Annotated in this window: 19 protein-coding genes; 8 read left to right on the top strand and 11 right to left on the bottom strand. The window is 64.4% G+C overall.

All coding sequences use genetic code 11. The features are described from left to right. Positions 1-51: 51 nt before the first annotated feature. Both BM374_RS03805 and BM374_RS03800 read right to left on the bottom strand, forming a co-directional pair. The gene (locus BM374_RS03805; protein WP_092289206.1) at positions 52-621 is read right to left on the bottom strand and encodes a class GN sortase; all 570 of its coding nucleotides are present in this window, start codon (positions 619-621) and stop codon (positions 52-54) included. Between the two features lie 100 nt (positions 622-721). Next, positions 722-2,998, bottom strand: coding sequence for a marine proteobacterial sortase target protein (locus BM374_RS03800; RefSeq protein WP_092289205.1), 2,277 nt, complete (start codon positions 2,996-2,998; stop codon positions 722-724). A gap of 186 nt (positions 2,999-3,184) precedes the next feature. On the opposite strand from BM374_RS03800, the gene BM374_RS03795 reads away from it, so the two are divergent. Continuing rightward, entirely contained in the window at positions 3,185-3,985 is an 801-nt protein-coding gene (locus BM374_RS03795) for a helix-turn-helix domain-containing protein (protein ID WP_092289204.1), read from the top strand. Between the two features lie 45 nt (positions 3,986-4,030). Here BM374_RS03795 and BM374_RS03790 read toward each other — a convergent pair whose 3' ends face one another. Both BM374_RS03790 and BM374_RS03785 read right to left on the bottom strand, forming a co-directional pair. Then, complete coding sequence (locus BM374_RS03790; RefSeq protein WP_092289203.1) at positions 4,031-5,254, bottom strand: ABC transporter substrate-binding protein; 1,224 nt, start codon at positions 5,252-5,254, stop codon at positions 4,031-4,033. An 88-nt stretch (positions 5,255-5,342) separates the two neighbouring features. Further along, the gene (locus tag BM374_RS03785) at positions 5,343-6,893 is read right to left on the bottom strand and encodes an acyl-CoA synthetase (protein WP_092289202.1); all 1,551 of its coding nucleotides are present in this window, start codon (positions 6,891-6,893) and stop codon (positions 5,343-5,345) included. 262 nt (positions 6,894-7,155) lie between these two features. Between BM374_RS03785 and BM374_RS03780 the strand changes: the two genes are divergently transcribed. The 7 genes from BM374_RS03780 to BM374_RS03750 all read left to right on the top strand — a co-directional run bounded on the left by BM374_RS03780 (position 7,156) and on the right by BM374_RS03750 (position 15,970). Next, positions 7,156-8,292 carry an acyl-CoA dehydrogenase family protein gene (locus tag BM374_RS03780; RefSeq protein ID WP_177248075.1) on the top strand — a complete coding sequence of 379 codons (1,137 nt, stop codon included), beginning with the start codon at positions 7,156-7,158 and terminating at the stop codon, positions 8,290-8,292. A 117-nt stretch (positions 8,293-8,409) separates the two neighbouring features. Further along, on the top strand, positions 8,410-9,576 hold the full coding sequence (locus BM374_RS03775) for an acyl-CoA dehydrogenase family protein (protein WP_092289201.1): 1,167 nt from the start codon (positions 8,410-8,412) through the stop codon (positions 9,574-9,576). Continuing rightward, positions 9,573-10,229: a glutathione S-transferase family protein gene (locus BM374_RS03770; RefSeq protein WP_092289200.1), complete on the top strand. Its 657-nt coding sequence runs from the start codon at positions 9,573-9,575 to the stop codon at positions 10,227-10,229. The genes BM374_RS03775 and BM374_RS03770 overlap by 4 nt, the downstream gene beginning before the upstream one ends. A 175-nt stretch (positions 10,230-10,404) precedes the next feature. Further along, positions 10,405-11,205 (top strand): helix-turn-helix domain-containing protein, encoded by an 801-nt coding sequence (locus BM374_RS03765; protein ID WP_092289199.1) that lies wholly within the window; start codon positions 10,405-10,407, stop codon positions 11,203-11,205. 192 nt (positions 11,206-11,397) lie between these two features. Then, on the top strand, positions 11,398-12,264 hold the full coding sequence (locus BM374_RS03760) for a beta-keto acid cleavage family enzyme (protein ID WP_092289198.1): 867 nt from the start codon (positions 11,398-11,400) through the stop codon (positions 12,262-12,264). A gap of 119 nt (positions 12,265-12,383) precedes the next feature. Beyond that, positions 12,384-14,000: an acyl-CoA carboxylase subunit beta gene (locus BM374_RS03755; protein ID WP_092289197.1), complete on the top strand. Its 1,617-nt coding sequence runs from the start codon at positions 12,384-12,386 to the stop codon at positions 13,998-14,000. Further along, complete coding sequence (locus tag BM374_RS03750) at positions 13,997-15,970, top strand: acetyl-CoA carboxylase biotin carboxylase subunit (protein WP_092289196.1); 1,974 nt, start codon at positions 13,997-13,999, stop codon at positions 15,968-15,970. Before BM374_RS03755 ends, BM374_RS03750 begins: the two co-directional genes overlap by 4 nt. 105 nt (positions 15,971-16,075) lie before the next feature. Here the strand turns inward: BM374_RS03750 and BM374_RS03745 are convergent, their stop codons facing one another. The 7 genes from BM374_RS03745 to BM374_RS03715 form a co-directional block, all read right to left on the bottom strand. Further along, on the bottom strand, positions 16,076-17,062 hold the full coding sequence (locus tag BM374_RS03745; RefSeq protein WP_092289195.1) for an ABC transporter ATP-binding protein: 987 nt from the start codon (positions 17,060-17,062) through the stop codon (positions 16,076-16,078). Beyond that, complete coding sequence (locus tag BM374_RS03740; protein WP_092289194.1) at positions 17,059-18,063, bottom strand: ABC transporter ATP-binding protein; 1,005 nt, start codon at positions 18,061-18,063, stop codon at positions 17,059-17,061. Before BM374_RS03740 ends, BM374_RS03745 begins: the two co-directional genes overlap by 4 nt. Beyond that, positions 18,063-18,956 carry an ABC transporter permease gene (locus tag BM374_RS03735; protein ID WP_092289193.1) on the bottom strand — a complete coding sequence of 298 codons (894 nt, stop codon included), beginning with the start codon at positions 18,954-18,956 and terminating at the stop codon, positions 18,063-18,065. The genes BM374_RS03740 and BM374_RS03735 overlap by 1 nt, the downstream gene beginning before the upstream one ends. Before the next feature lie 9 nt (positions 18,957-18,965). Beyond that, a complete protein-coding gene (locus tag BM374_RS03730; RefSeq protein WP_092289192.1) occupies positions 18,966-19,913 on the bottom strand; it encodes an ABC transporter permease in 948 nt (315 codons plus the stop codon). A 38-nt stretch (positions 19,914-19,951) separates the two neighbouring features. Further along, complete coding sequence (locus BM374_RS03725) at positions 19,952-21,550, bottom strand: ABC transporter substrate-binding protein (RefSeq protein WP_092289191.1); 1,599 nt, start codon at positions 21,548-21,550, stop codon at positions 19,952-19,954. A 394-nt stretch (positions 21,551-21,944) separates the two neighbouring features. Next, entirely contained in the window at positions 21,945-23,495 is a 1,551-nt protein-coding gene (locus tag BM374_RS03720; RefSeq protein ID WP_092289190.1) for an AMP-binding protein, read from the bottom strand. Between the two features lie 21 nt (positions 23,496-23,516). Beyond that, positions 23,517-24,671: an iron-containing alcohol dehydrogenase gene (locus tag BM374_RS03715; RefSeq protein ID WP_092289189.1), complete on the bottom strand. Its 1,155-nt coding sequence runs from the start codon at positions 24,669-24,671 to the stop codon at positions 23,517-23,519. Positions 24,672-25,029 lie beyond the last annotated feature (358 nt).

The following is a 25,029-nucleotide window of genomic DNA, read 5'->3' as shown; positions in this document are numbered from 1 at the left end:
CAGTGGCAACCAACTGGTATGCCGCGTGATGGAATGAGCTATGTATCGCATTTATTCATTCGCTCCAATCAGGACGGCATGCAGGATGTAACGTTCGGGACCTGATGTGACGGCATCGAACGGCCAACAGGTCGAGAGCACCATTTCAAAATCCCGTGTCGCGGGATCGATGCCGGATGCATCGAAACGGACCACAGCCGAAGAATCCGTGCGATAGAGCAAATGTTTGCCGTCGCGGCGGGTGATCTCGATGACGTCGCCAACGGAAACATTCCGCAGGAAGCGGAAATGCGTGTCGCGATGTGCGGCATACACGGCAACGCCGCGTTCGCCTGGAGCGGCCGTTCGCTCGACATGGCCGGGCCCGAAAGCGAGCGCCTGACCGCTCGTGCCCTCCAGCACGATAGCGCTCGCGCCGATCCGCTTCACCTCGATCCGGGCGACCGGCCAGGTGTCGGCCCATGGCCATGGCTTTACCGTTTCGCCGGTCGCCACGCTCCGCTCGAATGCGCGCTCCAGCAGCACCTGCGCGAGCCAGGCTTTGGCGTGGATATAGACGCCATCGCCGAACAGGATGGCACCGATGAGCGCGAGAGCAAAGGGAGAGATGAAACGTGGCATGACTTCCACAATGACAGATCCAAAAAAAGGCGCGCGCGGCCGTTGGTTTCGGGACGGGCAGCCGCGCGCGCCAAGCAAGAGGAGTCGGGGTGCTCCTCTCTCAAGCGGCGTCAGTGAGCAAGGTCCGACGCCGGTTGAACACGAACAGGATCAGGGCGAGCACGATCATGATCAGGCCTGCGATCATCTTGAGCTCGGCCGGGGTGCCGGTTTTGGGCAGGCGGATCGCATCTGATGTGACGGGAGCCGGCCGCCTTGCCGCGGGCTGGCCCGCATCGGCGCGGCGTTCGCGCAGCTGTGTCGGCGTCAGCTGCTGCCGTTCGCCGAACACCTTTTCGAAATCCCAGCCGGCCGGCAGGTTGATCGGCATCTCGCTGAGCCTCAGCGGCGCGCCTTCGGGACGATCAGGCGTCTTGTCGACCGCGACGAGGCTTGTCAGGCGCGTGACGATCTGATGGTCGAGCGCCAGCGCAAGGATGGTCTTGTCCGTATCTTCAGGCGTCATCTCGCGCAGCGTCCGCGCCACCTCGGCGTCGCCGATCTTGCGCCTGGCCCAAAGCTTGGACAGGCCTTTGCCCGGGGCGGCATTTTGCAGCGGCAGCGTCACCGACCACGGACGGTCGCCGACACGACCTTTGATCTCCAGCGAGCCCGCGAGCTTGTCCAGCTTCGCCGCCAGCACCAACGGCTCGTCGCGGTAGATGTCCGGAATGATCGCTGGCGTGACATCGGCCTTGGCCTCGGAGAATCTTGCGGTGAGACCGGTCACGGCGGGGTTCTCCAGCTTGGCGAACAGGCCGCGCATGCGCCCCTCGACCTGCTCGACGGAGCCGATATGGGTGAAGGCGCCGCGGCCGAGCTCGGCGGCGCGCGTCATCAGATAGGTATTGGGCGCGGAGCCGATGCCGACCATGAAGATGCGCGAGCGGCCGCGCATCGCAGTGATCGTCTCGAACAATTGCTGTTCGTTGCCGATGGCACCGTCGGTCAGGAATACGATCTGGCGGACCATGTTGGTGTCGCCGAGCCTGTCGGTCAGCGCCGCGCGCATCGCGGGCACCATCTCGGTGCCGCCGCGGGCCTGCAATGCGCCGACGAACGAGGTCGCTTCGCCGAGATGCGCGGCGTCGGCGGGAACAGATGTCGGAAACAACACGTCCATGGTGTCGTCGAACCGGATCACGTTGAAGCGGTCGTTCGGCTGGAGGCGACCGAGCGCGTAAAGCAGACTCGCCTTGGCCTGCTCGATCGAGGTGCCGCCCATCGAGCCGGAATTGTCGATCACGAACACGACCTCGCGCGGCAGCGGTTTCTGCGTGGCTTGCTCGGTGGTCGGCGGCGCGACGAAGGCGAGCAGATAGTCGGCATCGCCGATATGTTCGCGGAACAGGCCGACCGATGGCGCCTTGTCGGCAACCGGCTTCCAGGTCAGCTCGAAGTCGCGATCGGCGGGCACGGGGCCGCCCGAGAGCGTGATCACCCGCGACCTGTCGTCCGGACTCTCGATCTTGACGCTGTGGTGGTGGCTCTCGACCTCGCCGAGTGCGAAGCCGGCGTTCAGGTGCACCGTGATGCTGGTCGGATTGACCGGCGCATTCTTGGCTGGATCAAGGACCTGCGGCGAGATGCGGTCGCGGTCCGGCACCGGGTCCGACGTGGTCGCGCCCCAGCCGGAGCCGTCGTTGCGGAAGTCGACGCTCTGCACGATCGGTGCCGGATTGTAGCGCGGCCCGACGACGAGTGGCACGCGCAGCGAATATTCGTTGCCGGATTGATGCACCGGCTCCTGATATTCGATCTGCACCAGCACGGTTTCCCCGGGTCCGATATTGGCAACCGAATTGGTAAAGATGTTGGGCCGCTCCTGCTCGGTGAGCGCGGCCTTCTGGCCGGTGCGGCGCGCCTGTTCGTAGATGATTCGTGCCTGCTGACGCTCCTTGATGTCGCCGACGATGACGCGGTCGCCGACCACCATCTTCAGCGTATCGACGGCCCCATCACTCGCCAGCGGATAGACATAGGTCGCCTCGACCCAGTTCTTCGTCGGATTGCGGAAAACTTGCGTGACGCGGGTGCGCAGCGTCGGACCCGAGACCGTAATGTCGACGTCGGTCCCGAGGCGGATGGCTTCGGTCGTGGCACCGTCGTCCTTCAGAAGGAGGGTGCCGGACCTGGCATCGCCGGGCTGGAGCAGGCTGGCCTGTTGCTCCGTCGTCGCCGACCACGAGGTCTCGAAGCTCACCAGCAGGGCCACGAAGCTGACCAGGAGCACGGCAATGCTTTGCGCCAGCAGAAACAGACCGACCTTGATTAGCCTGTCCAGCCAAAGGTGCTCGTCAGGGTGTTCGTGACTGTCGACCGTGTCATAAGTGTCCATGTGGCCTGCTCCCGAAAGCTGTTTGACGGCCCCAGCATCGGTCGGGATGGCCTGATGTCGCGAGCAGAATGATCGGCAATGTTCCGCCGCGGCCGGCCTGAGCGGGCCGCCATGTTGGCGGTCCTGTCCGGTTTTGTGCTGACTTGTCCGCCCTGCTAGACTGGCCGTCGTGGAGCAGGATTAGCGATGCAGACGCCGGATAAACTCAACGACGGGCAGCTTTCGGACGAGCAGAGCCGCGAGGTCGCGGACACCATACGCGAGGAAATCGCCCGGCGGCGGATCTCGCGGCAGGCGCTGGCCGAGCAGGCCAAGCTCAGCCTGTCGACGCTGGAGAAGGCGCTCGGCGGCCGCCGTCCGTTCACGCTGGCCACCACGGTTCGGCTGGAGCAGGCGCTGGGCGTCTCCTTGCGCAAGAGCGCGATTGCACCGTCGCCCACGGCCGGTAACGATGTCGCACCCGACAGCCTCGGCGCATATTCGCATCGTGCCGTCACCTGGCTCGAAGGCGTGTTCATCACCCTGCGTCCATCCTTTGGCGACAAGGATGCGATCTTCGCCTATCGCACCGAAATCCTCTGGGAGCCGAACGTCTCTTCGCTGGTATTCCGCGAGGGCGAGCGAACCGATGCGGCCTATGAGCACACCGGCGAGGTTGCGGTGCCCCACCAGTCGGGCTTCATCTATCTCGTCATCAACAAGCACGGCCAGCATCGCGTCATCACGGTGTCGCGGCCGACAGTGGCCGGCGAGATGTACGGCATCATCTCGACGCTGCGCGCCGGCCCTGGGTCGCAGCTCACGCCGGTTGCAGCGCCGATCGCCTACGTGCCGCTCAGAAACGTGGCAAAGCCGTCTTGGGGACGGGTCGGGCCGGGTGATTCCAATCATGCGCTCTATCGCGATCACCTGCGCCGCACGGTCGATGAATCCTTCGCGCTGTTCCTGCCCGTCAGTGCGCCTTTGCAGGCGGAGCAAAAGAAATAGCGGCCTCGCGGCCGCTATCTCGCGCGTCCTAGCATCCCGTCCGATCTAGCCGCTCGGCTCGGCGCTGATGATGGGGCCGAACAGCTCCCATTGGCCGCTCTTGAACCGCCACATCTTGAGCTGCTCGATCGGCGCGAAGTCGGTGGCCGAGGTGTTGATCGTGATCCCCGGGATCAGCGTGTCGGGCGCAAAATCCTTCAGGCTGGCGGCCTGCTTCATCACGTTCTCGCGGGTGAGATTGTCACCCGCCTGCTTCAGCACCTGCACCACGGTCTGGGCCGCGGCATAGCCGTAGACCAGATTGGCGTCCGAAATGTTCGCGCCGGGCATGTACTTCTCGATGAAGGCCATGAACTTCTTCATGCCGGCATCGTCCTTCCATTGCGGATCCGACGCGTCCTTGAGATAGCCGGCCGAGAGCACGCCTTCGGACGCTTCGAGGCCGGCCGGCTTCATCACCGCGCCGATCGACACGGAGACGTCGGTCATCAGATGCATCGGCTTCCAGTTGAGCTCGGCGATCTTCTTGATCGCCTGCGCCGCGAATTTCGGAGTCGAAATGTTGACGAAGACATCGGCGCCGGTGTCCTTGAGCTTGACGATATGCGCGTCGATCGAAGGCTCCGACGTCTCGTAGCTTTCCTCCGCCACGATCAGCTTCGAGGCCCTGTCGCCGAACACGTCCTTGATGCCGGCAAGATAGTCTTTGCCGAAATCGTCGTTGGCATAGAAAATCGCGACCTTCGCGTCCGGCTTTTCCTTAAGAATGTATTTCGCGAAGATCCGTGCCTCGACCCGGTAGCTGGGCTGGAAGCCCATCGTCCACGGGAAGTTTTTCGGGTCGTTCCATTTGCTGGCGCCGGTGGCGAGGAAGAGCTGCGGCACCTTCTTGGCATTGTGATATTTCTGTACGGCGGTCTGGGTCGGCGTGCCCAGCGCGTTGAACACCAGGAAGACCTCGTCGCTCTCTATCAGCTTCCGGACTTGCTCCACCGTCTTCGGCGGCGAATAGCCGTCGTCGTAGGAGATGAAATTGATCTTGCGGCCGTTGATGCCGCCCTCGTCGTTGATCATCTTGAAATAGGCTTGCTCGGTCTTGCCGATGATGCCGTAGGCGGACGCCGGGCCGGAGTACGCCTCGACATTGCCGATCTTGATCTCGGTGTCGGTGACGCCGGTGTCGTAGGCCTTTTGTGCGTTGGCGGCTTGGGCCGAAAGCAAAGTCAGGGCCGCCGCCGCGGCGAGAAGTGAGAGTTTCTTGTTCTTCATGGAAATTCCTTGAATTCTTCCTTGGGTTTCTTGTTGGATCGAGCAGGCACTTCAAAACAAGAAAGCGCCCGCGAGAGGGGCGCTTTGATCAGGCGTTGGCGACTTTCTTGTCGACTTCGGAAGCGACCGAAAACTCCTTGCGCAAGGTCGGCTTGTGGATCTTGCCGGTGGCGTTGCGCGGCAGCGCATCGACGAAGCGGATCTGGCGCGGGCATTTGAAGCGCGCGAGATTGGCCGCGCAATGCGTCAAGACATCGGTCTCGGTCAGCCGGTTGCCCGGCTTCACTGCGACGATGGCAAGGCCAACCTCGCCCCATTGCGGGTCGGGAATGCCGATCACCGCGGCTTCCGCGATCGCCGAGAGCTGGTGCAGGACATTCTCCACCTCGGCCGGATAGACGTTCTCGCCGCCGGAGATGTACATGTCCTTCCAGCGGTCAACGATGTAATAGAAGCCCTCCTCGTCCACGCGCGTCGCGTCGCCGGTGTGCAGCCAGCCGTCGGTGAAGGAGCTCTTGTTCGCCTCGGGCCTGTTCCAGTAGCCCGGCGTGATGTTCGGTCCCTTGACCCAGAGCTCTCCGAGCTCGCCGACATCGGCATCGTTGCCGTCGGGGCGTACGATACGCACCTCCGTATGCAGCACCGGCTTGCCGGCAGAGCCGGCCTTGCGTGCCGCGTCCTCGCGGTCCAGCACCAGCACGGCCGGCGATGTCTCGGTCATACCATAACCCTGCTGAAGCGCGACACCGCGCGCCTCCCACACTTTCAAGAGCGGCACTGGCATCGGCGCACCGCCGACACCACAGACGATCAGCCGAGACAGATCAGTCGTCGCGAAAGCCGGATGCTGCGCCATGAACTGGTAGATCGCGGGCACGCCGAAGAACACGTTGATGCCCTGCGTCGGGTCGCCAATCAGGCCGAGCGCCGCGCCGGGATCGAACGCGCGCATGATCATCACCGTCCCGCCGGCATGCAGCACCGGGTTGGTGTAGCAATTCAGCCCGCCGGTGTGGAATAGCGGCAGCACGGTCAGCAGCACCGAGGCCGGCCCGATGCAGGCGGGACCGCCGAGATTGACGCAATTCCAGAACGTCATGCCATGGGTGATGGTCGCACCCTTCGGATGACCCGTGGTGCCCGAGGTGTACATGATGGTCGAGATGTCATCGAGCGAGACCTCCTCGGCGCGCGCGAGCGGCTTTGCAGACGCAATACCGGCCTCGTAGGTTCCGCCGGGGCCGAGCAGCAGGCTGGCCGTCACGTTGCAGAGCTTTGCGACGGCGAGCGCCGTCTCCGCGAGATCGGCGTCGTGGATCATCACCTTCGGGGCGCAATCGGCGGTGATGAACTGAAGCTCGGGAACGGTGAGGCGGGTGTTCAGCGGCACGAACACGGCGCCTAACCGTCCGCAGGCGAACTGCACTTCCAGCGTATCGGTCGTGTTCAGCGCCAGCACCGCGACGCGATCGCCGCGCGAGACGTCGAGGGTGTGGCGGAAGAATGAGGCGAGGCGCGAGACGCGTGCATCAAGCTCTGCATAGGTCAACCGGCGCTCGCTCGCGAGGTCGATGGCCGCGACCTTGCCAGGCGCGCGGCGTGCATGATGGGCGATCCAATCGTTATAACGAACGGCCAACACTCCCTCCTTCGGCGGTCTGGTGTCGCCTGAATTTTATTGCTTTGCACCATCCCGGCATGGCCCTGGGAGGCCAGCCGGAGTTTGTGCAGCACTTTTTTGATTTGGAGTTGGCCCGCGAGGAGCGAAAATCGTCTTGCGTTGAGTTGCTGGATCATTGCGGCTCGTGCCGAGCAGCGCCCTGCGCCAGCCACTCCGCGCAAGTGAGCCGCCGATGTTCCGGCCATGGTGGAACGAGACGAGTCGTCGAAGGCGAAACGCAATGAAGAGCCCGTTCTATACCGCCGAGCACGACGCCTTCCGCGACGTGATGCGCCGCTTCGTCGACAAGGAGATCGCCCCGTTCGCCCATGAATGGGATGAAGCCGGCGAATTCCCCCGCGTCCTCTACCGCAGGGCGGCCGAGATCGGGCTGTTGGGGCTCGGCTTCCCCGAGGAATATGGCGGTATCGCTGCCGACCAGTTCATGAAGATCGTCGCGAGTCAGGAGCTGGCCGGCGCCGGCGCCGGCGGTGTCAGCGCCAGCCTGATGAGTCACACCATCGGCTCGCCGCCGATCGCGCGCGCTGCGCGGCCGAAGGTGAAGGCGCGCGTATTGCCGCAGGTGCTATCAGGCGAGAAGATTTCCGCGCTCGCCATCACCGAGCCCGGCGGTGGCTCCGATGTCGCGAACCTGCGCACAAGGGCGCGCCGCGAGGGCAATCACTACGTCGTCAGCGGCGAGAAGACCTTCATCACGTCAGGGGTGCGCGCCGACTATCTGACCGTTGCAGTGCGTACCGGCGGCGAGGGCGCCGGCGGCGTCAGCCTGCTCCTGATCGAGGGCGATACGCCCGGCCTCTCGCGGACGAAGCTGAAGAAGATGGGCTGGTGGGCCTCCGACACCGCGACACTGCATTTCGACGAATGCCGCGTGCCGGCCGAAAATTTGATCGGCGAGGAGGGCCACGGCTTCAAGATCATCATGCAGAACTTCAACAGCGAGCGGATGGGCATGGCCGCGAGTTGCACCGCCTTTGCGCGCGTCTGTCTCGACGAAGCGGTCGCCTATGCCAAGGAGCGCAAGACTTTCGGCAAGCCGCTCGCCCAGCACCAGGTCATCAGGCACAAGATCGTCGACATGGCGCAGAAGGTTGCGGCTTCGCAAGCGATGCTGGAAATGCTGGCCTGGCGGCTGGAGCAGGGCGAGAGCCCGGTCGCCGAAATCTGCATGATGAAGAACCAGGCGACGCAGACCATGGCGTTCTGCGCCTCGGAAGCCGTGCAGATCTTCGGCGGCGCCGGCTTCATGCGCGGCATCAAGGCCGAACGCATCTACCGCGAGGTCAAGGTCAACGCCATCGGCGGCGGCACCGAGGAGATCATGAAAGATCTGGCATCGAGGCAGATGGGGTTGTGAGCCCGCCGTCATTCCGGGGCGATGCGAAGCGTCGAACCCGGAATCTCGATATTGTAGGACTCATCTCTGGATTCCGGGGTCGCGCTTTGCGCGCCCCGGAATGACAAAGGGGACAACATGCTATTCACCGCCGACCATGACGACATCCGCCGCTCCTTGCAAAAATTCATCGCGGGCGAGATCAATCCGCATGTCGATGAATGGGAGAAGGCCGACATCTTCCCGGCACATGAGCTGTTCAAGAAGATGGGCAGCCTCGGCTTCCTCGGCCTGAACAAGCCGGCCGCGTTCGGCGGCTCCGGCCTCGATTACTCCTATGCATTGATGATGGCGGAGGAGCTGGGGGCCATCACCTGCGGCGGCGTGCCGATGGCGATCGGCGTGCAGACCGATATGGCGACGCCGGCGCTGGCGCGGTTTGGTTCGGACGAGGTGCGGCGCGAGTTTCTGGCGCCCTCGATTTCGGGCGACTATGTCGCCTGTATCGGCGTCTCCGAGCCTGGCGCAGGCTCCGATGTTGCCTCGATCAAGACCAGCGCCCGCTCCGACGGCGACGACTATCTCATCACCGGCGGCAAGATGTGGATCACCAACGGCACGCAGGCCGACTGGATCTGCCTCCTGGCCAACACCGGCGATGGTCCGGTTCACCGCAACAAATCGCTGATCTGCGTGCCCATGAAGAGCAAGGGCGTCACCGTCGCCCGCAAGCTCGACAAGATGGGCATGCGCTCGTCCGATACCGCGCAGATCTTCTTCGACAATGTCCGCGTACCCAAGCGCAACCGGATCGGCGAGGAGGGCAAGGGCTTTACCTACCAGATGATCCAGTTCCAGGAGGAGCGGCTCTGGGGCGCGGCGGCCTGCCTGAAGGCGCACGAATACATCATCGATCAGACCATCGAATACACCCGCAATCGAAAGGCGTTCGGTAAGCCGATCCTCGACAACCAGGTCGTGCACTTCAGGCTCGCGGAGCTGCAGACCGAGGTCGAGCTGTTGCGGGCGCTGATCTATCGCGCGGCCGAGCAGCTGGTCGCCGGCGAGGACGTGACAAGACTTGCGACCATGGCCAAGCTGAAGGCCGGGCGGCTCGGGCGCGAGCTGACCGACGCCTGCTTGCAATATTGGGGCGGAATGGGCTTTACCAACGAGACGCCCGTCAGCCGCGCCTATCGCGACAGCCGTCTGACCTCGATCGGTGGCGGCGCCGACGAGGTCATGCTGATGGTCCTCTGCAAGATGATGGGGACGCTGCCTGGGAGCAAAGGGAAGGCATCATGATCACGCTCTATCACTGCGACGCCGCGCGCTCGTTTCGTCCGCTTTGGATGCTGGAGGAGATGGGGCTGCCCTATGAGCTGAAGATGCTGCCGTTCCCGCCGCGCGTCTTCGCCAAGGAGTATCTCGCGCTCAACCCGCTCGGCACCATACCGTTCATGGTCGACGGCGAGACCAGGATGACGGAGTCGTCAGGCATCTGTCACTATCTCGGCGTCGTCTACGGCCCGACGCCGCTAATGGTCGGCCCCGAGGATCCCGCCTATGGCGCCTTCCTGAACTGGATGTATTTCAGCGACGCCACGTTAACCTTCCCGCAAACCTTGGTGCTCCGCTACACCCAGCTCGAGCCGGAGGAGCGGCGCAATCCGCAGGTCGCCACCGACTACGCCAAGTGGTTTCTGGGCCGCTTGCGCGCGGTCGAGGCAGCGACCGCCAATGCCGAAACCTTGTGCGCCGGTCGCTTCACCGCCGCCGACATCGTGATCGGTTACGCGCTTCGCCTTGCTTGCAGTATCGGTCTCGCCAAGGATTTCGGGCCGAATGTCGCGGCCTATTGGGCGCGCTTGCAGCAGCGCGACGGCTTCAAGCGTGCGGTTGCGGCGGAGCAGAAGGCCGGCATAGAGCAAAATGTTGCGCCGCGCGTAAGGGCGTAGCATTCCGCAGGACGGGACGACGGTCCGCTCGCGGTTCCGGACGTGTCTGATCGTCGTCCCGGAACGGTAACCTTTTGCGTGCCATGACAGCGCTATCCCGTCGTGACAGCGCCCAAATTTCCGCTAAGGTGACCTCGTCCGCAGCGGCCAAAGAGCCGCGCGAGGAGGATACCCAATGGAAGTCCAGGGTCGCGAATCCGACCATCTGATGCTGATCACACCAGAGCGGGTCTTCTATGCCGGCTTGCTCGGGCGGCCCCGTAAACGGACCCCCGGCTGCTGCCATGTTTATGTCGCGGTGAAAGGCAGCCTGCATCTGACCATCGACGACGCTCTCGCCACCGGCGAGCTCTTTGTCACCCTGCCGAACCAGCGGCATTCCATCGCCAGCGACTACCGCACCGCCATCAGCGTCACGCTCGAGCCGGAGAGCATGCCGGATGGCGTGCTCGAGGCCTTGGCCCAGCGGCTGACCGGCCCTGACCGGGCTGCCTATGCCCGCAAGATCCTCGCCGCCTACGCGCTGCTGCGCCAGCGCCGCTACGGCGACATCAACACCGCCGAATTCGACGAGATGTGCTTTGGCGAGGCGCTGCCACGCCGCGTGCTCGACCCGCGTGTGACGCGCGCCGTCGCCCGCATCGAGCGTTTCTCCGGCGAGCCGGTGACGGCCGACACGTGCGCCGCCGAAGCGGGACTCTCCGCCTCGCGGTTCCTGCATCTGTTCAAGGAAGAGACCGGCATCTCGTTCCGCTCCTTCCGCGCCTGGAAGCGCGCGCGGCACCTGCTGCACTTCGCCAACCAGGACCTCAACCTCGCCCATCTCGCGCAGGACATCGGTTATCCCGACAGCACCCATTTCAGCCATTCGATTCGTCGTTTTTATGGGTTGAAGCCGCGCGCGATCTTCGTCGGCTCGCGCGATCTTGCGATCTACCGCAGCACCGAGACGGTAAGGCTCGCGGAGGCGGGTTAGCCATCGTAGGTGGATTAGCCGAAGGCATAATCCACCACCTCTGCATCTGCTGTGCGAGACCTTGGCGGGTTACGCCTGCAGCTAACCCACCCCACGATTCGCCGTTTTTCTCAGCTTCTCCGCGCAAGAAGCCGCCTGCCTCGCACCACATGATCCTATCCGTTGAATTCAACGTTGCGAGACATCTGTGGCATGAGCGACAAGGCCGTCATCACCTGCGCGCTGAACGGCGTGCTCACCGACCCGAAGCAGCACAATGTGCCCGTGACGCCCGAGCAGATGGCGCGCGAGGCCAAGGCTGCGTTCGATGCCGGCGCGTCCATCATGCACATCCATCTGCGCCAGCAGGCGCCGAACAAGGGCCACCTGCCGTCCTGGGATGTGGCGGTCTCAAAGGAGATCCAGCAGGCGATCCGCGAGGCTTGCCCCGGCGTCATCATCAATCACACCTCGGGCGTGTCAGGGCCGAACTATTCTGGCGCACTCGACTGCATCCGCGAGACCAGGCCGGAGATCGCCGCCTGCAACGCCGGCTCGCTGAACTATCTCAAGGTGAAGGCCGACAACACCTGGGCCTGGCCGCCGATGATGTTCGACAACGCGGTCGAGAAGGTGAAGGACTATCTCGACGTCATGAACGCGGTCGGCACCATCCCCGAGTTCGAATGCTTCGACGTCGGCATCGTTCGCTGCGTCGGGATGTACCATCAGGTCGGCATGTACAGCGGCCCGCTCGAATACAACTTCGTCATGGGCGTCGCCTCCGGCATGCCTGCCGATCCCGAGCTGTTGCCGATCCTGATCAAGCTGAAGCGGCCCGAAGCGCATTGGCAGGTCACCGCGATCGGGCGCGAAGAGATCTGGCCGCTGCACCAGCGCTGCGCCGAGCTCGGCGGCCATCTCCGCACGGGCCTGGAGGACACTTTCTATCTCGCCGATGGCAAGAAGGAGACCTCGAACGGGCAACTGATCGAGGCCATTGCCGCCTGCGCGAGGCGCGCGGGCCGCGAGATCGCGAGCCCCGCCGAGGCGCGGAAGATATTTGGGACGAACAGGTAGTCACATGTCGTCATTCCGGGATGGCCCAAAGGGCCAGGCCCGGAATCCATAACCACGATCGGGAGTATGGATTCCGGGCTCGCGCTCCGCGCGCCCCGGAATGACGGCCAGGAGATTTGATGTCCATTCTCGAAAACACCACTTCCCCCGGCAGCGCCGCCTACCGCGCCAACCGCGATGGCATGCTCGCGCTGATCGACCGCATGCGCGCGCTCGAAGAGCGCACGCGCGCAGCGTCGGCGGCAGCAAAGGATCGCTTCCACAAGCGCGGGCAGCTGCTGCCGCGCGAGCGCGTCGCGCTGGTCCTCGATCCCGGTGCGCCCTTCATCGAGCTGTCGACACTCGCGGGCTACATGTTCGACGTCCCGGATGCGGCCAAGAGCGTGCCCGGCGGCGGCGTCATCGCCGGCATCGGCTTCGTCTCCGGGATCCGCTGTATGGTCAGCGCGAGCGACTCCGGCATCGATGCCGGCGCGCTGCAGCCCTTCGGCCTCGACAAGACGCTGCGGGTGCAGGAGCTCGCGCTCGAGAACAGACTGCCTTACGTTCAGCTCGTCGAAAGCGCCGGCGCCAATCTCCTGCGCTACCGCGTCGAGGATTTTATCCGCGGCGGCAACATCTTTCGTAATCTCGCGCGGCTCTCGGCGGCGGGCCTGCCTGTCGTCACCGTCACGCACGGCTCCTCGACCGCGGGCGGCGCGTATCAGACGGGTCTTTCCGACTACATCGTGATGGTCCGCGGCCGCACCCGCGCCTTCCTCGCCGGCCCGCCGCTGCTGAAGGCCGCGACCGGCGAGATCGCGACCGAGGAAGAGCTCGGCGGCGCCGAGATGCACACGCAAATCTCCGGGCTCGGCGACTATCTCGCCGAGGACGACCGCGACGCCTTGCGCATTGCGCGCGAGATCATGGCGGCGCTGCAATGGGAGCGGCCGGGCCGGACGTCGTCCGACTTCAAGCCGCCTCGCTACGATCAGGACGAGCTGCTCGGCATCATGCCGATGGACCACAAGCGGCCTGTCGATATGAAGCAGGTGATCGCGCGCATCGTCGACGATTCCGATTTCACCGAGATGGCACCGAATTATGGCCCGGCCACCGTTTGCGGCCACGCCCGCATCGAGGGTCAGGCCATCGGCATCATCACCAACAACGGCCCGCTCGATCCCGCCGGCGCCAACAAGGCGACGCATTTCATCCAGGCTTGCTGCCAGACCCGCACGCCGATCCTCTATCTCAACAACACCACCGGCTACATGGTCGGCAAATCTTACGAAGAAGCCGGCATGATCAAGCACGGCTCCAAGATGATCCAGGCGGTGACGTCGGCCACGGTACCGCAGATCACCATCTATTGCGGCGCCTCGTTCGGCGCCGGCAATTACGGCATGTGCGGCCGCGGCTTCCATCCGCGCTTCTGCTTGTCCTGGCCGAATGCCAAGACCGCGGTGATGGGCGGCGAGCAGGCGGCCGAGACCATGGCGATCGTGACCGAGGCTGCCGCCGCGCGCCGCGGCAAGCCCGTCGAGAAGGAAAAGTTGGAGGCCATGAAAGCTGAGATCATCGGCGTGTTCGATGGCCAGATGGACGTGTTCTCGACCAGCGCGCGGGTGCTCGACGACGGCGTGATCGACCCGCGAGACACCCGCGCGGTGCTGTCGGAGGTGCTCGCGATCTGCCGCGAGGGCGATGCGCGCACGCCCCAGCGCATGCAGTTTTCGGTGGCCCGCCCATGAGGAACGGATCAGTGCAGCACCGGCCGTTCTTCAAGGTCTTGATTGCCAATCGCGGTGAGATCGCGCTGCGTGTGATGCGCAGCGCGCGGCAGCTCGGCCTCGGAGTCGTCGCGGTCTATTCGGATGCCGATTGCGATGCACTCCATGTGAAGCAGGCGGACCAGGCCGTGCGGATCGGCGAAGCCTTGCCGGCGCAGTCCTATCTCAACATTGCCGCGATCATCGCGGCGGCCAAGGCTAGCGGCGCGGATGCCGTTCATCCCGGTTACGGCTTCCTCGCCGAAAACGAAGATTTTGCGCAGGCTTGCAAAGATGCCGGTCTCGTCTTCATCGGCCCGTCGCCGCAAGCGATCGCCGCGATGGGCAACAAGGCCGGCGCCAAGGAGATCATGAAGAAGGCCGGTGTGCCTGTCGTGCCCGGCTACCAGGGCGCCGACCAGAGCGACGAAGTCATGCTTGCGGAAGCCAAAATGATCGGCTTCCCCGTGATGATCAAGGCTGTCGCGGGCGGCGGCGGGCGTGGCATGCGGTTCGTCGCCGACGCAGCGTCGTTCCCCGATGCCTTGCGCAGCGCGCGGTCCGAGGCAAAGGCGGCGTTCGGCGATCCCACGGTCATTCTCGAACGCGCCATCCAAAACCCGCGTCACATCGAAATTCAGGTGTTCGGCGACATCAATGGCAACGCCATCCATCTCGGCGAGCGCGACTGCTCGGTGCAGCGGCGGCACCAGAAGCTGATCGAGGAGGCGCCGTCGCCCGCGGTCACGCCGGAGCTGCGCGCTCGGATGGGCGAGGTCGCGGTCGCGGCGGTGAAGGCGCTGCGCTATGAGGGCGCCGGTACGCTGGAATTCCTGCTCGATGCCAGCGGCGCGTTCTACTTCATGGAGATGAACACGCGTCTCCAGGTCGAGCATCCCGTCACCGAGGCGATCACCGGGCTCGATCTCGTCGAGCTGCAGCTGCGCGTCGCGCGCGGCGAGCCGCTCCCGGTGAAGCAGCAGGACATCAAGTTCTCCGGTCACGCTATCGAGGTGCGGCTGTGCTCGGAAGATGCTGCACAGGACTTCATGCCGCAGTCCGGTCGCATGGGGCACTGGCAGATTCCCGATGGCATTCGCGTCGAGCACGCGCTGCAATCGGGTTCGGAGATCCCGCCGTTCTACGATTCCATGATTGCCAAGGTGATCAGCCACGGCGCGACGCGCGAGGAGGCGAGGGGACGGCTGATCGTCGGGCTGGAGCAGCTCACGGCGCTTGGCGTGACCACCAATCAGGCGTTCCTGATGTCATGCCTGCGGCATCCCGGCTTTGCCGGGGGCGAGGCCACGACGGCCTTCATCGGCACCCATCGCGACGAGCTGGCGGCGCCGCGGGCGGACGCCGCGTTCATCACGGCGCTCGCAGGTCTGCTGCTGTACGTCACCAATCCGCGCGCGCCGGTATGGCGGAGTGGTCGGAGCCTGTCGGCGACGTTCCCGCTCCCCGTGAAGATCGAGATCGCGGGCCACGCGTTCGAGCTCGAAGTCATGCGCGAGCGCGATGGCAGCTACATTGTCGCCAAGGACGGTCGCCAGGACAAGTTCGAGATCGACCAACTCGATCCTGACTCCGTCCGCTTCCGCCATGGCGGCGTGATGGATAGTGCAAAATATCTGCGCGACGGCGATCGGCTCTACGTCCAGCATCGCGGCATTCCGCTTGCGATCACCGATCTCACGCTCGCCGCGCCGAAGGCCGCAGCGAGCAATGGCGGCGACGGCAAGGTCCGCGCTGCGATGAACGGCCGCGTTGTCGCCGTCCTGGTCAAGCCGGGCGACCGCGTCACATCAGGTCAACCGGTGTTGACGCTGGAAGCGATGAAAATGGAGCATGTCCACAAGGCCGGCATCGACGGCGTTGTCGCCTCGATCGATGTCGGCGAGGGCGAGCAGGTCACGACAGGACGGATCGTGATGGAGATTGGGGCGTAGCCTCGTGTCCCGGACGCGCGAAGCGCGAGCCGGGACCCATGCTGGGCGGCATCGCAAGTGGTCCTGGGTCCCCGCCTTCGCGTCGCCTTCGCGGGGACACGAGACTTACGCCGGCCGCCCCGTCCCCTCGTTGAGCAGGCACGCCACCTGATGTCCGCCGCCCGCATCCACCAGCGCCGGGCGCTCCGTCCGGCATTGCTCCATCGCGAATCGGCAGCGGGTGTGAAACGCGCAGCCGGGCGGCGGATTGACGGGGCTTGGCACGTCACCATCGACCAGCGGCGCGAGCTTCTTCGCCAGCGGGTTGGCGATCGGCACCGAGGCGAGCAGCGCCTGCGTGTAGGGATGACGCGGATTGCGGAACAGCTCGTCCTTGTCGGCAATCTCGACGATACGGCCGAGATACATCACCGCGACGCGGTGGCTGATATGGGCGACCACGGCGAGGTCGTGGGCGATGAAGAGGTACGAGAAGCCGTGCTGGCGCTGCAAATCGATCAGCAGGTTGATCACCTGCGCCTGGATCGAGACGTCCAGTGCGGAGACCGGCTCGTCGCAGACGATCAGCCGCGGCTCCAGCGCCAGCGCCCGCGCGATGCAGATGCGCTGGCGCTGACCGCCGGAGAATTGATGCGGGAAATTTTGCATCTGGTCGGGCCGCAACCCCACCTGCTCGAACAGCTTTGCGACGCGCGCCTCCAGCGCCTTGCCGGTGGCGAGACCATGGACCGCGATCGGCTCGCCGACGATATCGCCGGCGGTCATGCGCGGATTGAGCGAGGCGAACGGGTCCTGGAATACGATCTGCATTGCGCGCCGATGGGGTCGCAGCGCGCCCTTGGACAGATGCGTGATGTCCTCGCCGTCGAGGCGGATCTGGCCCGAGGTCGGGTCGACCAGCCGCAGCACGCTGCGCGCCACAGTCGACTTGCCGCAGCCGGATTCGCCGACCAGGCCGAGCGTCTCGCCGGCGCCAAGCGAGAACGAGACGCCGTCGACTGAATGCACGGTGCCGACCTGCCGGCGCAGCACGCCGGCGCGCACCGGGTAGTACTTCCTAAGGTCGGTGACTTCGAGCAGCGCCTTGGTCATGCCACCTCCGCGACTTCGGCCGCGCGCCAGCAGGCGGCGAGATGGCCCCCGCCCCAATCGGTCAGCGGCGGATATTCCTCGCAGCGCTTGATGGCGAGCTTGCAGCGCGGCGCGAAGGCGCAGCCCTTCGGCAGCCGCACCAGCGACGGCACCGTGCCCGGGATTTCGTTCAAGCGCTCCTGCGCGGCAACGCCTGACGCCGGCACCGCTGGGATCGAGGCCATCAGTCCCCGTGTATAGGGATGCTTGGGCGCGGCGAACAGCGCCTCGACGCTGGCTTCCTCGACCTTGCGGCCCGCATACATCACGATCACGCGCTGCGCGGTCTGCGCGACGACGCCGAGATCGTGCGTGATCAGCACGAGTCCGGTGCCGAGCTCCTTCTGAAGATCGAGGATCAGCGCCAGGATCTGCGCCTGGATGGTGACGTCGAGCGCGGTGGTCGGCTCGTCCGCGATCAGCAGCGCCGGCCGGCACGCCAGCGCCATCGCGATCATCGCGCGCTGGCGCATGCCGCCGGAGAGCTGGTGCGGATATTCGCGCGCGCGCCGTGCCGGCTCGGGAATGCGCACCAGCCGCAGCATCTCGACGGCAATAGCATGCGCTTCCCTCGCCGTGATGTTCCGGTGCAGCCGCACCGCCTCGACGATCTGGTCGCCGATCCGAATCACCGGATTGAGGGAGGTCATCGGCTCCTGGAAGATCATGGAGATGCGATTGCCCCTGACCTTGCGCATCTCCGCTTCATCCAGCGCCAGCAGGTCGGTGCCTTCGAGCAAGACCGAGCCGCCGACGATGCGCCCGGGCGGATCGGGCACCAGCCGCATCAAGGACAGCGCGGTGACGCTCTTGCCGCAGCCGGATTCGCCGACGATCGCCAGCGTCTCGCCGCGCCTCACTGTGAAGGAGACGTCGTCGACCGCCTTGAACAGGCCGGAATTGGTGAAGAACACCGTCTTCAGGTTCTTCACATCGAGCACGAGATCGGATTTGCTTGCCATCAGCCGCGCTGCCGGGGATCGAGGATGTCGCGCAGCGCGTCGCCGAACAGATTGGCGCCGAACACGGCGAGGCTGATGGCGATGCCCGGGAAGATCACCAGCCACGGCGCGGTGCGGACATATTCGGCAGCGGACTCGGAGAGCATGCGCCCCCATGACGGATAAGGTTCGGGGATGCCGAGGCCGAGGAAGGAAAGCGAAGCTTCAGTCAGGATGGTCGAGCCGAGCTGCGCGGTCGCGAGCACGATCAGCGGCGCCAGCGTGTTCGGCAGCACGTGGCGCAGCGCGATGCGGACCTCGCTCATGCCAATCGATTTGGCGGCCTCGACGAATGGCTGCTCGCGCAGCGCCAGCGTGTTGGCGCGAGTGACACGCGCCACCGTCGGGATCAGCGGAATGGCGATGGCGAGGATCACGTTCGGCAGCGACGGGCCAAGCGCGGCCGTCATGACCAGCGCCAGCACCAGCAGCGGCAATGCCTGGAGAACGTCGGAGACGCGCTGGAACACGAGGTCGACCCAGCCGGACAGATAGCCGGAGGTGAGGCCGACGATCACGCCGATCGAGCCGCCGAGCGCGGTCGAGCCGAGCCCCACCGCAAGCGAGATCCGCGCGCCATGGATGATGCGGCTGAACACATCGCGGCCGAACGAGTCCGTGCCCATCCAGTGCGCCCAGCTCGGACGCGCCAGCGCGTGCGCGGCATCGACGCTCAGCGGATCGTAACGGGCGATGAAGTCGGCGAAGATCGCCGTCAGCACGAACAGCGTCATGATGATAAGCCCGGCCGCGCCCAGCACGTGCCGCTGCGCCAAAAACAGCACGCGCCGCCAGCCGCCGGTCGCATGCGCGCCGGCCCGCCTCAGTTCAACGTCGAAGTCGATCGCGGCCAAGCTGATCTCCTAATCCGTGTACCTGATCCGCGGATCGAACACCGCATAGAGCATGTCGACGGTGAAATTCGCGAACACCACGACCACCGCGATGAACATCACGAGGTTCTGCACGATCGGGTAGTCGCGCCAGCGGATCGCCTCGACCAGGAAGCGCGCGACACCCGGAATGTTGAACACGGTCTCGGTGACGATGAGCCCGCCGATCAGGAACGCCGCCTCGATACCGATCACCGTGATCACGGGCAGGATCGCGTTCTTCAGCGCGTGATGATAATTCACGGCGGCGTCGGATGCGCCCTTGGCGCGGGCGGTGCGGATATAATCCTGCCGCAGCACCTCCAGCATCGAGGATCGCGTGATGCGCATGGTCAGCGCCGAACTGCGGAATCCGACCACCATCGCCGGGATGCAATAGGTCGCAAGCGCTTCGCCAAGGGTTTGTGGATTGGGATTGAAGATCGGCATCTGCCCGAACATCGCCACCGACGCGGTGAGGACCAAAAGACCGAGCCAGAACGAGGGGAGCGACAATCCGCTCAAGCTGACCACGCGCAGCGCATAGTCGAGCCGCGTGCCCTGCTTGACTGCGCTGATGACGCCGAGCGGAATGCCGATCGAGGCCGAGAACAGCAGCGCGAGGCCGGCGAGCCGGGCGGTGATCGGGATCCGCGGCAAAATTTCCTGAAGCGCCGGCTTCTCCGAGACGTAGGAATAGCCGAGATCGCCGTGTAGCAGGCCGCCGATCCAGTGCAGATATTGCACCACAAGCGGCTGGTCGATGCCGAGTTGCTTCTCGAGATCGACCTTGTCGGCGGGGTCAACGTAACCCGCCGCGGCGAACAGGATGTCGACGATGTTGCCGGGCACGATGCGCAACAGGAAGAAGATGACGACCGAGATCCCGAACAGGGTCACGAGCATCAGGAACAGGCGCCGCACCAGATAGGCAAACATCCTTCGCCCTCCGCGCCCTTAGTCTTCAGCCTGGCGCACTATTTGTCGAGCCACACATCCTCGAAGCGAAACCCGTTGTAGGAGCTGTTGGACATGATCTTGATTCCCTTGACATAGGGCTGCCAGCAGGTGCCGGCCCGCGCATGGAAGATGATCGGCCGGGCGACGTCCTCCTGCAGCTTCTTGTCGATGTCCCAGACCAGCGGCTTTCGCTTGGCGATGTCGATCTCCTGCGACTGCACATCGAACAGCTTTTCGATCTCCTTGTTGCAGTAGTTTGTGTAGTTCCGCTCCGAGCCGCAGGAATAGTTCTCGTAGAACGACTGATCGGGATCGTCGACGGAATTGCCGGTCAGATTGAGGCCGAGCATGTAATCCTTGCGCGCGACCTTCGGGAACCAGTTGGCGGTCTCCACGACGTCAAGCTCGCCGTCGATATAGATGCTCTTCAGCTGGTCGATCAGGATCACCGCGGGATCGCGATATTCGGCGAGATTGCGCGTGGACACCTTCACGGCGAGATGCTTGTCCGGGCCGTAGCCCGCCTTCTGCATCAGTTTCTTGGCTTCCTCGCGATTTGCTTTCACGTCCGGACCGTAGCCCGGAATGGTCTGCAGCTTGTCCTTCGGCATGCCCCAGATGCCTTGCGGCGGCGGCAGCATGGTGCCGCCGATATCGGCCTGACCTTCGAACAGGATGTCAATGAAGGCCTTGCGGTCGAGCGCCATGGCCATCGCGCGGCGGATATCGATGTTGTCGAACGGGGGAGAGGTCGAATTGACGATGATGTTGGTCGAAACGTTGGTCGGCTCGACGACGCAGACCGCGTTCGGCGCCTGCGACTTGATGTCCTTCAGCAGCGGAATGGTGATGTGCGTCGGGAAAGTCATGTCGAACTTGCCGGCGACGAAGGCAAGAATTGCGGTCGAGCGGTTCGGGATGATGGTGTATTCGATGCCGTCGAGATAGGGCAGGCCCTTCTTCCAGTAATCAGGGTTTCGCGTCAGCTTGATCGATTCGTTCGCCTTGAACTCGACGAACTTGTACGGCCCGGTCCCGATCGGATGGGTGCGCATGTCCGCCGGCGAGACGTGGCACGGATAGATCGGCGTGTAACCGGAGGCGAGCATCGCCAGCAGCGAGGGTTGCGGCCGCTTCAGGTCGAAGGAAACCTCGAAGTCGCCATTGGGTGTGACGTCGTTGACCTCGCTGTACCAGGCCTTGCGCGGATTTTGCCGCAGCTTCTGCTGCGATTTGCCCATCAGGAGATCGAAGGTGCACTTGACGTCGGCCGACGTGAACGGCTTGCCGTCATGCCATTTGACGCCCTGGCGCAGTTTGAACGTCAGTTTCTTGTTGTCGCCGCTCCAGGACCAGCTTTCGGCCAGCTCGGGCCGGAGGGTATCGGGACTGTTCTGCGCGATGTGCTGGTCATAGATGACGAGATTGTTGAACACGCCCATGAAAGGCACGTTGACCGAGTAGGTCGCGCCCTCGAGGATTGACGCATTCGCCGGACTGTCGCGATGATACATCCGCAGGATTCCGCCCTGCTTGGGCTCGCCGGCGAACGCAATGGTCGAAAACGCCAGCCAAGACAGCGCCGCCGTCGCGGCGAACGCCCGCACGCTCCGCATCCTCGTCCTCCCTGGACATCGGCCCTTTGTGGCCTGTTTGTCCCGACGATAGCCGACGCGTGTGGACTGAGGCAACCGGCTAACGCGCTTGATGGCCTTGGCAATTTGGATGACGTAATGCCGCAGGAATTTCACGCTTTCACAATTCAGAGTGCAGGTGCGAACGGTTCCGGCGCTGGTGTTGCGCGCGACTGCAATGCCAATCTCCGTCGTCGTCCCGGACAGGCGCAGCGCAGATCCGGGACCTATAGGGAGACTTTGGCGAAGATATCGGAGTGACCGGCTGGCGCAACAACGACCGCCCCTGGCTATGGATTCCGGCTTCGCGACTTCGCCGCGCCCGGGGATGACAGCGGAGTTTGGCGCTTGCTTGCTTACTACGCGGTAGAACGCCTCACACGATCCTTGACGTCTTGTTGCCCCAGTACCGATCCCTGAGCAGCCGCTTGTACAGCTTGCCCGTCGGCAGCCGCGGCAGTTCCTTCTCGAAGTCGACCGAGCGCGGCACCTTCTGCCGCGACAGGGACTGCCCGCAGAAAGCAATCAGCTCCTCGGCCAACGCGGGACCCGGCGTCACGCCCGGCATCGGCTGCACCACCGCCTTCACCTCCTCGCCGAGATCGGCATTGGGCACGCCGAACACCGCGGCGTCTGCGACCTTGGGATGGGTGATCAGCAGATTCTCGCATTCCTGCGGATAGATGTTCACGCCGCCCGAGATGATCATGAAGGTGGCGCGGTCGGTGAGATAGAGAAAGCGGTCCTCATCGACATAGCCGACATCGCCGACCGTGCTCATGCTGCCGTCGGCCGAGCGCGCCTCCTTGGTCTTCTCGGGATCGTTGAAATATTCGAACGGCGACGCGGTCTTGAACCAGACCTGGCCGGGCGTGCCGGTCGGGCATTCCCGCATGTTCTCGTCGAGAATATGGAGGTCGCCGAGCAGCACCTTGCCGACGGTGCCGCGGTGGGCAAGCCATTCCTCGCTATCGCAGGCCGTGAAGCCGAGCCCTTCGGTCGCGCCGTAATATTCGTGGATGATCGGCCCCCACCATTTGATCATGTCGTCCTTGACCAGCGCCGGGCAAGGCGCCGCGGCATGGATCGCGGTTTCGAGCGAGGACAAATCGTAACGCTTTCGCACCTCCTCAGGCAGCTTCAGCATGCGCGAGAACATGGTCGGCACCAGCTGGCTGTGGGTGATGCCCCATTGCTCGACGAGCTGGAGGTAACGCTCCGGATCGAAATGCTCCATGATGATCACGGTGCCGCCCATACGGATTGTCAAATTGACCGCGGCCTGCGGCGCCGAATGATAGAGCGGTGCCGGCGACAGATAGACCATGCCCTCGCGGTATTGCCAAAGCTTGGTCAGGAAATCGAACAGCGGCAGATTGTGTTTCGGCGGCTCCTCCGGCAGCGGCCGCAGGATGCCCTTCGGCCGTCCGGTCGTGCCGGACGAATAGAGCATCGCAGTGCCGAGCCACTCATCGGCGATCGGTGTCTTCGGCAGATCCGCGCTGACATCAGCCAGCCCGACGATGCGTTCGCTCTCGCCGGGGCCGTCGGCAACGATGCAGAGCTTGATTTCGGGACACGCTTGGATCGCCACACGCGCGATGTCGAGCTTCGCCACGGACGTGATCAGGATCTTGGACTGGCTGTTGACGAGGAGATAGGCCAGCTCGCCCGGCGTCAGGAAGGAGTTGATGCAGGTGTAATAGAGGCCGGACCGCTCACCCGCGCCGCAGGCTTCGAGATAGCGCGAATTGTTCTCCATGAAGATCGAGTAATGATCGAGCCGCTTCAGGCCATGTTTGCGAAACAGATGCGCGAGGCGATTGCTGCGCACCTCCAGCTCGCGATAGGTGACGGCCTCGCTCGTTGCGGCCATGATGAAGGCGGGTTGCAGCGGACGCAGGCGAGCATGCAGACCTGGGTACATCAGTCCTCCGGCATTACGACATCATGCGGCGAGATCGAGGATTTCGCGTATCTGCGCCGGACTCTCGATCTTGCGCGGGTTGCGCGGGATCCAGTTCGTGCGCATCGCCTGTTCTGCGATGGCATCAAAATGCTCGGACGAGACGCCAACGGCGGCGAGGCTGCGCGGCATGCCGAGCGAACGAATGAAGGCATCGAGCACGTCGGCGGCGTTGTGGCCGGGATAACCCATCGCGGCGGCGACGATCATCTGCTGTTCGGCATTGGCGCTTGCATTCCAGCGCATTACCGCCGGCAGCATGACGCAGGACGTGTAGCCGTGCGGCACGTCGAAGGCGCCCCCCAGCACGTAGCCGATACCGTGGCTCGCCCCCATCGGCACGCCGGCCGCGAGCGCCCCCATCGACAGCCAGGTGCCGATCTGGGCATCCATCCGCGCGTCGAGATCGCCGGGATCGGCCTTCACCCGCGGCAATGCGTCGGCGAGCATGGCGAGGCCCTTCACCGATTGGGCATCGGCGTAGGGATGCGTCTCGTGCGAGCAGATCGCCTCGACGCAATGATCGACGGCGCGGATGCCGGTGGAGAGGAACAGCCATTCCGGCGTGTGCACTGTGATGGCTGGGTCGAGAATGGTCGCGCGCGGTACGGTCAGCGGATGCCGCAGCATCTGCTTCACATGCGTGCTGAGGTCGGTGACGCCGGCAATCGACGAGAATTCGCCTCCCGCGATCGTCGTCGGTACGCTGATCTGCCGCACCGTTGGCGCAGTCATGTCAGGTGCGACACCCTTGCGCACGCGGATGCGGTCGATGCCCGCGGTATCGTCGATGCCGTTGGCGAGGCAGAGCTGCACCGCCTTGGCGCCGTCGGTGATCGATCCGCCGCCAACGGTGACGATCAGGTCGGCGCCGGCTGCGCGCGCGGCGTTGGTCGCCGCGATCACCGCCTCGCGCGGCGTATGCGCGGGCATCGCGTCGAACAGCCCGGCACAGCGCGGGCCCAGCGCCTCTCGGATTTTTGCGATTTCGTCGGTCTGCCGGTTCAGCGTGCCCGAGACCATGAGGAAGGCGCGGTGGGTTCCGAGCCGGTCCATCTGCGCGACGACGGCCTCAGCCGCGGGATGGCCGAACACGACCTCCTCGATCGCGCCGTAAACGACACGTCCCTTGTGCACGCCTGTCCTCCCCGGACAATTCGTCTTGTTTTCTATGGGATAATCTAGCCGAGCCCACAGAGCCCGTCATGTGCGAAGACGCTGGTGCTCTTCTCCCTCTCCCCGCGTGCGGGGGAGAGGGTTGGGGTGAGGGGGGCTCTCCGCGAGGGAGGGGACAGTTACTCTCGTGGAGAGTCCCCTCACCCGCCGCGCTCCGGGCGATGCTTCGCATCGCTCGGCGAACGTCGGCCTCTCCCCGCAGGCGAGGGCGCTGTCAACCCGCCATCCGGCCAGGGCATTCTCTGGCGCGTTGCACACGGATTGGTCTTGAAGAGTTCATCATTGCCACCCATCTTGTGGCGCCCGCAGGTAAAAGCGT

It is taken from the genome of Bradyrhizobium sp. Ghvi (assembly GCF_900115265.1).
GTDB lineage: Bacteria > Pseudomonadota > Alphaproteobacteria > Rhizobiales > Xanthobacteraceae > Bradyrhizobium.
Note: the sequence above shows the minus strand (reverse complement) of the source record. Positions and strands in the feature narration are given on the sequence as shown.

Excerpts from the sequence above, each read along its gene's own strand:
- BM374_RS03805 (WP_092289206.1), bottom strand. The coding sequence starts at position 621 with ATGCCACGTTTCATCTCTCCCTTTGCTCTCGCGCTCATCGGTGCCATC.
- BM374_RS03800 (WP_092289205.1), bottom strand. The coding sequence starts at position 2,998 with ATGGACACTTATGACACGGTCGACAGTCACGAACACCCTGACGAGCAC.
- BM374_RS03795 (WP_092289204.1), top strand. The coding sequence starts at position 3,185 with ATGCAGACGCCGGATAAACTCAACGACGGGCAGCTTTCGGACGAGCAG.
- BM374_RS03790 (WP_092289203.1), bottom strand. The coding sequence starts at position 5,254 with ATGAAGAACAAGAAACTCTCACTTCTCGCCGCGGCGGCGGCCCTGACT.
- BM374_RS03780 (WP_177248075.1), top strand. The coding sequence starts at position 7,156 with ATGAAGAGCCCGTTCTATACCGCCGAGCACGACGCCTTCCGCGACGTG.
- BM374_RS03775 (WP_092289201.1), top strand. The coding sequence starts at position 8,410 with ATGCTATTCACCGCCGACCATGACGACATCCGCCGCTCCTTGCAAAAA.
- BM374_RS03770 (WP_092289200.1), top strand. The coding sequence starts at position 9,573 with ATGATCACGCTCTATCACTGCGACGCCGCGCGCTCGTTTCGTCCGCTT.
- BM374_RS03765 (WP_092289199.1), top strand. The coding sequence starts at position 10,405 with ATGGAAGTCCAGGGTCGCGAATCCGACCATCTGATGCTGATCACACCA.
- BM374_RS03760 (WP_092289198.1), top strand. The coding sequence starts at position 11,398 with ATGAGCGACAAGGCCGTCATCACCTGCGCGCTGAACGGCGTGCTCACC.
- BM374_RS03755 (WP_092289197.1), top strand. The coding sequence starts at position 12,384 with ATGTCCATTCTCGAAAACACCACTTCCCCCGGCAGCGCCGCCTACCGC.
- BM374_RS03750 (WP_092289196.1), top strand. The coding sequence starts at position 13,997 with ATGAGGAACGGATCAGTGCAGCACCGGCCGTTCTTCAAGGTCTTGATT.
- BM374_RS03745 (WP_092289195.1), bottom strand. The coding sequence starts at position 17,062 with ATGACCAAGGCGCTGCTCGAAGTCACCGACCTTAGGAAGTACTACCCG.
- BM374_RS03740 (WP_092289194.1), bottom strand. The coding sequence starts at position 18,063 with ATGGCAAGCAAATCCGATCTCGTGCTCGATGTGAAGAACCTGAAGACG.
- BM374_RS03730 (WP_092289192.1), bottom strand. The coding sequence starts at position 19,913 with ATGTTTGCCTATCTGGTGCGGCGCCTGTTCCTGATGCTCGTGACCCTG.
- BM374_RS03725 (WP_092289191.1), bottom strand. The coding sequence starts at position 21,550 with ATGCGGAGCGTGCGGGCGTTCGCCGCGACGGCGGCGCTGTCTTGGCTG.
- BM374_RS03720 (WP_092289190.1), bottom strand. The coding sequence starts at position 23,495 with ATGTACCCAGGTCTGCATGCTCGCCTGCGTCCGCTGCAACCCGCCTTC.